The sequence below is a fragment of the Sphingobacterium sp. IITKGP-BTPF85 genome (assembly GCF_001006065.1).
GTDB classification, from domain to species: domain Bacteria; phylum Bacteroidota; class Bacteroidia; order Sphingobacteriales; family Sphingobacteriaceae; genus Sphingobacterium; species Sphingobacterium anhuiense.
The window spans coordinates 1-8,542 of sequence record NZ_ASZT02000183.1 but is presented as its reverse complement, the minus strand read 5'-3'; the positions used below and the strand labels follow the sequence as shown (position 1 = coordinate 8,542).

At 34.6% G+C, this 8,542-nt stretch carries 7 protein-coding genes and 1 pseudogene; 3 read left to right on the top strand and 5 right to left on the bottom strand.

The window, feature by feature from the left end; all coding sequences use genetic code 11:
• Window positions 1-233: 233 nt before the first annotated feature.
• Window positions 234-1,716: pseudogene (locus L950_RS22750) on the top strand (calcineurin-like phosphoesterase C-terminal domain-containing protein).
• A gap of 237 nt (window positions 1,717-1,953) precedes the next feature.
• Here the strand turns inward: L950_RS22750 and L950_RS22745 are convergent.
• The 5 genes from L950_RS22745 to L950_RS22725 form a co-directional block, all read right to left on the bottom strand.
• Complete coding sequence (locus tag L950_RS22745; RefSeq protein ID WP_021189454.1) at window positions 1,954-2,883, bottom strand: mechanosensitive ion channel family protein; 930 nt, start codon at window positions 2,881-2,883, stop codon at window positions 1,954-1,956.
• A 437-nt stretch (window positions 2,884-3,320) separates the two neighbouring features.
• Entirely contained in the window at window positions 3,321-4,694 is a 1,374-nt protein-coding gene (locus L950_RS22740; protein ID WP_031287965.1) for a nucleoside permease, read from the bottom strand.
• Window positions 4,695-4,739: 45 nt separating this feature from the next.
• Window positions 4,740-5,357: a bifunctional nuclease family protein gene (locus L950_RS22735; protein ID WP_021189451.1), complete on the bottom strand. Its 618-nt coding sequence runs from the start codon at window positions 5,355-5,357 to the stop codon at window positions 4,740-4,742.
• 251 nt (window positions 5,358-5,608) lie between these two features.
• On the bottom strand, window positions 5,609-6,583 hold the full coding sequence (locus tag L950_RS22730; protein WP_021189450.1) for an electron transfer flavoprotein subunit alpha/FixB family protein: 975 nt from the start codon (window positions 6,581-6,583) through the stop codon (window positions 5,609-5,611).
• A gap of 11 nt (window positions 6,584-6,594) precedes the next feature.
• Window positions 6,595-7,341 (bottom strand): electron transfer flavoprotein subunit beta/FixA family protein, encoded by a 747-nt coding sequence (locus tag L950_RS22725; protein WP_021189449.1) that lies wholly within the window; start codon window positions 7,339-7,341, stop codon window positions 6,595-6,597.
• A gap of 336 nt (window positions 7,342-7,677) precedes the next feature.
• On the opposite strand from L950_RS22725, the gene L950_RS22720 reads away from it, so the two are divergent.
• Window positions 7,678-8,010, top strand: a complete 333-nt coding sequence (locus tag L950_RS22720; protein WP_021189448.1) for a tetratricopeptide repeat protein — start codon at window positions 7,678-7,680, stop codon at window positions 8,008-8,010.
• An 84-nt stretch (window positions 8,011-8,094) separates the two neighbouring features.
• Entirely contained in the window at window positions 8,095-8,514 is a 420-nt protein-coding gene (locus tag L950_RS22715; RefSeq protein ID WP_021189447.1) for a copper resistance protein NlpE, read from the top strand.
• Window positions 8,515-8,542: the final 28 nt, after the last annotated feature.

Sequence of the window (8,542 nt, the reverse complement as noted above, 5' to 3'; positions counted from 1 at the left end):
TCGTTAAGTAAATAAATATATTATACAAAAAAGGGGGTAAATCATATGTATACCCTTGTTATAAATAATTAACAGTTTGTTAAACATCAGGTGACTATTGATTCATATTAGAGTATTAGCTTCGTCTTTAATTATACTATATATTCAAATGAAAAATATTTTTGCTGTGGCTGCAGCTTTATCATTGAGTTACACGGTTAGTGCTCAGGAAATTGCGAAAGGTATTGTTTTTAATGATATCAATAAATGGAATTTTTGATAAAAAAGAACGCGGTATACCTAATGTCTCTGTGAGTAATGGGGTAGAGGTTGTTCAAACTGATGCTAGAGGTCATTATAAATTGCCTGTTGATAAAGACAATATTATTTTTGTTATTAAACCTGCTGATTATACATTACCTCTAAGTACAGCACATCAACCACAATTTTATTATATATATAAACCGCAGGGAAGTCCTGAGTTGACCTATAAAGGTGTTTCACCAACTGGAAAATTACCCAAGAATATCAATTTTGCTCTGACAGCTCAATCTGAATCTAGAGATTTTTCTGCGTTTGTATTTGGAGATCCCCAAGCTTATGATATGACCGAAATGGATTATTTTAAAAGAGGGATTATTGATCGCATATCCAATAAAAATGCTGCTGTGTTTGGGATTAGCTTAGGAGATCTAGTTGGTAATGATTTATCATTGCATCCAGCATATAAAAGTACAATTTCATTAATGGGTTTACCCTGGTTTAATGTAATCGGTAATCATGATTTAAATTTTGATACGAAAGAAGACATCTATTCGGATGAAGCCTTTGAAGCTTCTTTTGGTCCCGCAACCTATTCTTTTAATTATGGAAACGCTCACTTTTTAGTCCTTGATGATATTATTTACCCTAATCCTGATACAGGAAAAGGCTATAAAGGAGGTTTGCGTCACGATCAATTGGATTTTATTGCCAATGATCTAAAGTTTGTACCAAAAGATAAGTTAATTGTATTGGCTTTTCATATCCCGCTTGAGCATGAGAATTCTGAAGTTTTCCGTACTGAAGATCGTGATCGATTATTTGATATTTTAAGTGAATTTCCACATACGCTTTCTTTATCGGCTCATACACATTTCCAACAGCAAAATTTCTTTGGTGCTAAGGAAGGTTGGAAGCAATCAAAACCGCACCATGAATATAATGTAGGAACGACTTCAGGCGACTGGTATTCTGGAAAACTGGATGAGAATGGCATACCTGTATCAACCATGCGAGATGGAACTCCAAAAGGTTATGCTATTTTAAATATTAAAAATAATCAATATACATTTGATTATAAGGTGGTAGGGAAAGATGCTGCTTATCAAATTGCTTTATCTGGACCATCGATAGTAGATCAACAATATGTGCAACGATATCCAGTGTATGCAAACTTTTATTGGTAAAAAAGGTGATCAAGTATTATATCGTATAAATGATAGTCAATGGAAAGAAATGGATCAGGTTAAAGAAGTGGATCCATCTTTTGATGATGCAGTCAACCAGTATGACCTAGCAACCGATTATAAAGAGGGCAGAAGACCTTCTGATGGGACTAATAGTGCTCACTTATGGAGATTGAAATTGCCAAAGTTAAAAGCAGGAAAATATAAAATTGAAGTGAGTGCTACTGATATGTTTAATCGCGTACATACAGCTTTCAAAGAAATTGAGGTTGTAAATAAAACAAAATAGTAAATAACCATATAAAACCGTGAAGCAACCTTTTTAAGGTTGCTTTTTTTATGAATAATGATGAAAGGTTAAACTTTAGTTAAGGATTGCTTAATATGACAACTTTATATTTGTATCAGAGTAATTTTTGATTCATATAGTAAAGGGTTAATGTGGGGTCTGTTGGGAAACACACCCAGAAATTTAGTTTGTTTTTAAAAAGAAAGGTAATCTTGGAGAAGATTACCTTTTCTTTTTTTATTGTAAATGTGTTTGATCTATTTTGATACTTAAGTTACGCAGATCATCAGATGCAGGACTTTCAAAAACTTCTAGTTTGAAGTATGTAATGACAGCAAATAAATGGTCAAATAAATCAGATCGGATACCTTCATAGATCTCAAAGCGGGTATCATTTGAAAATACGTATATTTCTAATGGTACTCCATGTTCTGTCGGATCCATCTGACGTACCATACTGATCATATCCTTGTTTATGTTTGGATTCTGTCTAATATAGGCTGTCGCATAAGCTCTAAACAGACCGATATTTGTCATTTTGCGCCCATTTACCGGCATGGACTGATCGGCTTGACTTCTATTGTTATATTCACTAATTTCTAATCTGCGTTGCTCAATAAAAGGTTTAAGAATTTGAATCCTCTCTAAGTCTTGGATCTCTTCCTCAGTCATAAACCGAATAGTGGAAATCTTAATATTTATTGCCCTTTTTATTCTTCGCCCACCAGAGGTCTGCATACCTCTATAATTTTTAAAAGAATCAATCAATAAAGTATGCGTGGGTATCGTGGTGATCGTTTTGTCAAAATTTTGCACCTTCACATTATTTAGGTTGATTTCGATAACTGTTCCATCGGCATTATGTTTTGGCATTTCAATCCAGTCCCCCACCCGTATGGAGTCATTTGCAGAAACGGATATGCTTGCGACAAAGCCAAGGATGGTGTCTTTAAATACCAACATTAAAATGGCAGAGGCAGCTCCTAGCGAGACCAAAAATGATAGCGGAGAAATACCTGTTAAGATAGAAAAAGTAATTGTTCCTCCAATACAGATTAAGACAATCTGTGAAACTTGCAAATAACTTTCCAATGGTTTGTCAGCAAAGCTTTTTCGAGTCTTTAGGATATCACGCAATGTTTTTAATGCAGAATGCACAATGAGCATAATGTTTAAAACCAGTAATACCTCTATCCCTTTATTAATCGCTTTTAACCAATTTGGAAATCCTAGAAATATGATTGGACTGATCTGCTGTGCAATGAAAAGTGGAATGAAGTGGCTGATGTATTTCAGCGTTTTATTTTTATCAGATAATCATCTATTGAGTTTTTTGATTTTATTATAAAATGGGTTACAACAGAGAGGATTACCTTTCGGGCTATAAAGTCTATAATTAATAAAATTAGAATAACTAAAAATAGAAGAACGATGGAATTGATGGTATGTGCCCATTCACTATTGAAACCTGCCTGTAAAAGTTTGTGATAGGACCAATCGTAAAATTTTGATTGAGATTGTTTATTTATTTCTTCTAAATAGTCTGTAGTAGATAACTGCATCTACAAATATAAAAAAGCCATTCGACAGAATGGCTTTTTTTATTATTTAGCGCCTAAAGGCATGTTTTTATCGTGTTTATGTTTGAAAAGAATAGCAAAAAGAACTGCTAAAACCAAAGTATAAAGCGAAAATGTTAACCAGATATGATGCCAGTCTTTAAGTATCAAATTTGTATCGAATAAACCATTTTCACTAATGGAGAGTCCTCTTTCTTTAACAAAATTGACTAATTTACTATTATTTACATCTGTATCTAAAAATGACGCGAGCTGTTTTACATTAGTAAATGAAATGGAGAAATATTTATCGATGATCCATCCTGAAACTAAACTGCCAAATACTGCACCAAAACCATTGGTCATCATCATAAATAGGCCCTGAGCTGAACTTCTTATTTGTGAACTAGTGGATGTTTCTACAAATAAGGAGCCTGAAATATTAAAGAAATCAAAAGCCATACCATATACGATACATGATAATATAATCATCCATAAACCAGAAGATGGATCGCCATAAGCAAATAGACCAAAACGCAATACCCAAGCAAACATGGATATCAGCATAACTTTTTTAATTCCAAATCGTTTTAAGAAAAATGGTATGGCAAGAATAAATAGTGTCTCAGATATCTGTGAAATTGACATGATGATCGTTGAGTATTTGATTACAAACGAATTTGTATATTTAGGAAAGAATTTAAACTCATCTAAAAATACATCTCCATATGCATTTGTCAACTGAAGTGCAGCCCCTAAAAACATAGAAAAGATAAAAAACAAAGCCATCTTATAATTTCCAAATAATTTGAAAGCTTCCAGACCTAGTGTACGTACCAGAGATGATTGCTCGCTTTTGATATTTCTAGGTGGACATTTAGGAATAGAAAAAGAAAACAATCCTAAACCTACTGCAGAGGCTCCGGCAATATAAAATTGCATACCTGTTGCTTTACTGCCTGTCAAGTTAACAATCCACATGGCTGCAATAAAACCAATAGTTCCCCACACACGGATTGGGGGGAAAGCCTTTACCAAGTCATATTTCCCTTGAGTGAGCACAGTATATGCGATGGAATTTGATAGGGCAAGGGTTGGCATGTAGAAACACATGGCAAGGAGCATCGCATAGAAAAAAGTAACAGGATCATTTATTTGTGGTAGATAAAAGAGTACCGCCGCATATAAAAGATGTAATACCAAATACAGTTTTTCAGCGTTAACCCATCTGTCTGCGATAATTCCCATTAAAGTAGGCATAAACAAAGAGGCAAAACCCATTGTTGCAAATATAGCTCCAAACTGGGTACCGTCCCATTGCTTAGTACCAAACCAGTAATTTGCTATTGTAATTAACCACGCTCCCCACACAAAAAATTGGAGGAAGTTCATAATGGTCAACCTTAATTTAATAGACATAAGTAATATAGAGTTGAGTTTGTTTTTCTGTCGATGATTGTGACCTTATTTTCTACGTGATATCTCATCACGGATTAATGCAGCCTGCTCATAGTTTTCATCATGAAGGGATTGTTCGAGAACCGTTTTTAATTGTTCATCAGTAAGACTTGAGAAAGGATTTTGAATTTTTGACGTTTCTTCTTTGACATCATCTTCAACGATTTCAGCATTTACTGCATTTTCGAGGTTTTCAAGAAAGGCAAACTCGTTGCCTTCGATAACGATGCCGGCAGATGATAAGATGAAGTCGTAAGCATAAATGGGTGTTCCAAAACGTACAGCCAGTGCAACAGCATCTGAAGTTCGGGCATCGATTTCTACAGTTTTCTCTCCATCTGAACAGATGATTTTAGAATAAAAAATGCCTTCTATTAAATTATAGATAAGGACTTCCTGTATATTAATTTGAAAAGCTTTTGCAAAATTCTGAAATAAATCATGTGTTAGAGGACGACTTGGAACCATCTTTTCTATTCTAATCGCAATAGCTTGAGCTTCGTGACTCCCTATTATAATGGGAAGACGGCGATTACCTCCAGACTCACCAAGTACCAATGCATATGCACCTGATTGTGTCTGACTGTAGGATAGTCCAATAATGTCTAACTTGATTTTCTTCATTATGATACCTTTACGGTTTACAAATTTAGATAAATTTGCTTAGATAAGCAATATAATCAGGGAGATATAAAGGTAATTTTATTCATGAATACCTATTTTAAATGGCTTACAAGATTATGCTCTGGTAATCACTATATGCTCTGTTAGAGGATGTTTCAAAGTAGAAAATGAAAAAATAATTTGGAATAAAAAAAACTCCATTAACAAATTAATTGCAAATGGAGTTTTTTATTTAGGAACTTTATATTCCTTTATATTCCTTTATAAGCCTTTAAAGCTGTGATTAATTTGGGAATAACCTCAAATGCGTCTCCAACAATACCATAATCTGCTACTTTGAAAAACGGAGCTTCAGGATCTTTGTTGATCACAACAATTGTTTTTGAAGCACTAACCCCTGCTAAATGTTGTATCGCTCCTGAAATACCAATTGCAATATATAAATTGGGACTTACCGCTATTCCCGTTTGTCCAACGTGCTCTGAATGCGGTCTCCATCCCGCGTCAGAAACCGGTTTTGAACACGCTGTAGCCGCACCAAGTACATGAGCGAGTTCTTCAATCATACCCCAGTTCTCTGGACCTTTTAATCCTCTACCCGCGGAAACAACAATTTCTGCCTCAGGTAATGAAATTTTATCTGTTGCTCTAATGATATCCTTAACGATCGTACTAAAATCTGAAGTATCTATACTCGGAGAGTAGGGTTCAATAGTTACTGTTCCTTCGGCCTCTTTTACTTCAAATGAATTGGGATTGACAGCAATTACTTTAACAGCCGAAGTTAAAGCGACATAAGCAAAGGCCTTGCCTGAAAATGCTCCAGTTTTGACTTGTAGAGTTTCTCCATTTACAGTAGGTAATTCAATAGCTCCGTCTGCTAAACCAGCTTCTAATTTCGCAGCAACCCGCGGGGCTAACCCCTTTCCAGAAAAGGAATTTGACAATACAACTATTGATGCACTTGATGATTTTGCTGCATCAACGATGATAGCGGCGTAAGCCTGGTTTACAAATGACTTTAATTGTTCTGTATTGACATTTAATACCTTACTTGCGCCATATTTACCCAAAACACTTAATTGCGATTCTTCAACATTACCGATTGATAATGCAATAACTTCAGTTCCCGATTGTTCTGCAATAGCATTAGCATAAGAAACAACCTCAAATGCCGATTTCTTGAACTTACCGTCTGTATTTTCTACATATACTAATATTGACATATTCTTTACGATTAGAGTTGATTAAATAACTTTGCTTTTTCATGCAAAAGAGAAACTAATTTTTCGACATCTCCAGCATCAACCAAAGTGACAGCACCGCGTGGAGCTGGAGTTTCAAATTTGACAATATGCGACAATTGAGCTACTTCAATAGGTTCAATTACATCTAATGGCTTTGTTCTAGCGGTCATAATACCTCTCATATTCGGTATTTTTGTTTCTGCTACCCCTTCAGCTGTACCAATGACAGCTGGTAGATTTAAAGTTAGAACTTCTTTGCCACCTTCGATTTCTCGTTCTACAGTTGCGCTATTGCCGTCAATATCTAGTTTTTTACTGATAGAAACGGAAGGAATATTTAGGATCGTAGCTACGAGAGCTCCTACTTGAGTTCCATTATAATCAATCGATTCTCTACCGGTTAATATAAGATCAAAGCTGTTGTCTTTTGCATAATGAGCAATCTGATTGGCAACAAACCAAGCATCTCTTGGTAAGGCATTTACTCGTATTGCATTATCTGCACCAGTCGCTAGCGCTTTTCGGATAGTAGCCTCAGTACTTGCGTCCCCAACTGTTATAACAGTTACGGTGCCTTTACCGCCTTCAGCCAAATCTATTGCTTTTGATAAAGCAATTTCATCGTAAGGATTCACTATGTATTGCACACCAGCATTATTAAAAGCGGTGTTGTCATTGGTGAATGTAATCTTGGAAGTAGTGTCAGGGACATTACTTATACACACTAATATTTTCATAATTTATTACCGTTTTATACAAACCTAATATAATTTACTTTAAATGTAAAGATAATTTGGGAGAGTACCATACTGCCTGCAATGGAATGTTGAGTTATGTTTTTGTTAAAATAGAGGCTTGTAAATTATTTTATCGATAAATAAAGGTCTTTAAATATGGTTTTATTTATTAAATGTGTATTTTTTATTGTGGGTTGACTAAATTTTATACTGCTTATGATTCGTCAATGGTTTGTCATTTTTGTATGCTAGCATAGTAATTCGTTGTTGAATTGAGCTTTTAAGCTTCTTTGATTATTTGTAGCTTTACCGGTGTAAAATTAAAAGCTATACATCATGTCAGACCGTTTAGAACAATTGAAGGAGTTTTTGAAAGATTCTCCACAAGATCCTTTTTTGAAATATGCTTTGGCTACCGAATATTTAAAATTGGGAAATCAAGATGAGGCGCTTAAGGGGTATACTGATCTGATAAGTAATCATGCCGATTATGTTGGAACTTATTACCACTTAGGGAAACTTTATGAGAAAATGAATCGTGTAGAAGATGCACGAGATATTTATAAGAAAGGTATGGTCATAACACAACAAAAACGCAATATGCATGCTTTAAGTGAACTGCGCGGAGCATTAAGTTTATTGGACGGAGATGATGAAGATGAATATTAACATTTTTTTAACATTTTAATCTTGCTTTTTGGTACTTAATTTGTCTATATCTCTGTGGAGATTTGAGAAAGAGTTTTAAAGAAGATGAAAAGGCTATTTATTATATTATGCTGTATCTTATTTGTTTTTGTTGCATGTGATAACCAACGTAAAGGTGCTGAAGCAGTTAAAGACAAACAAGATCACCAAAGCGCTACTCTATATGAATTGAGCGGAGCATACAGCGGAGTAATGCCTTGTGCAGATTGTGACGGGATCGAAACTGTTTTAAAGTTAAACCAAAATTTTTCCTATAGTTATACCTCAAAATATCTTAATAAAAGTGATGAAGTATTTGTCAAAGATGGAAAGTGGAAATTTGAAAATAATGTGATCACACTTGAAGGAGTGGATTATAAATTCAAACTGGGTGAAAAGGCAAAACTTTGGCAATTGGATTTATCAGGTAATGAAATCGTCGGAGAATTGGCAGAGAATTATAAGTTAGAAAAACTAACACAATAGTCATTTTAATAAAATCACATTAACAAAA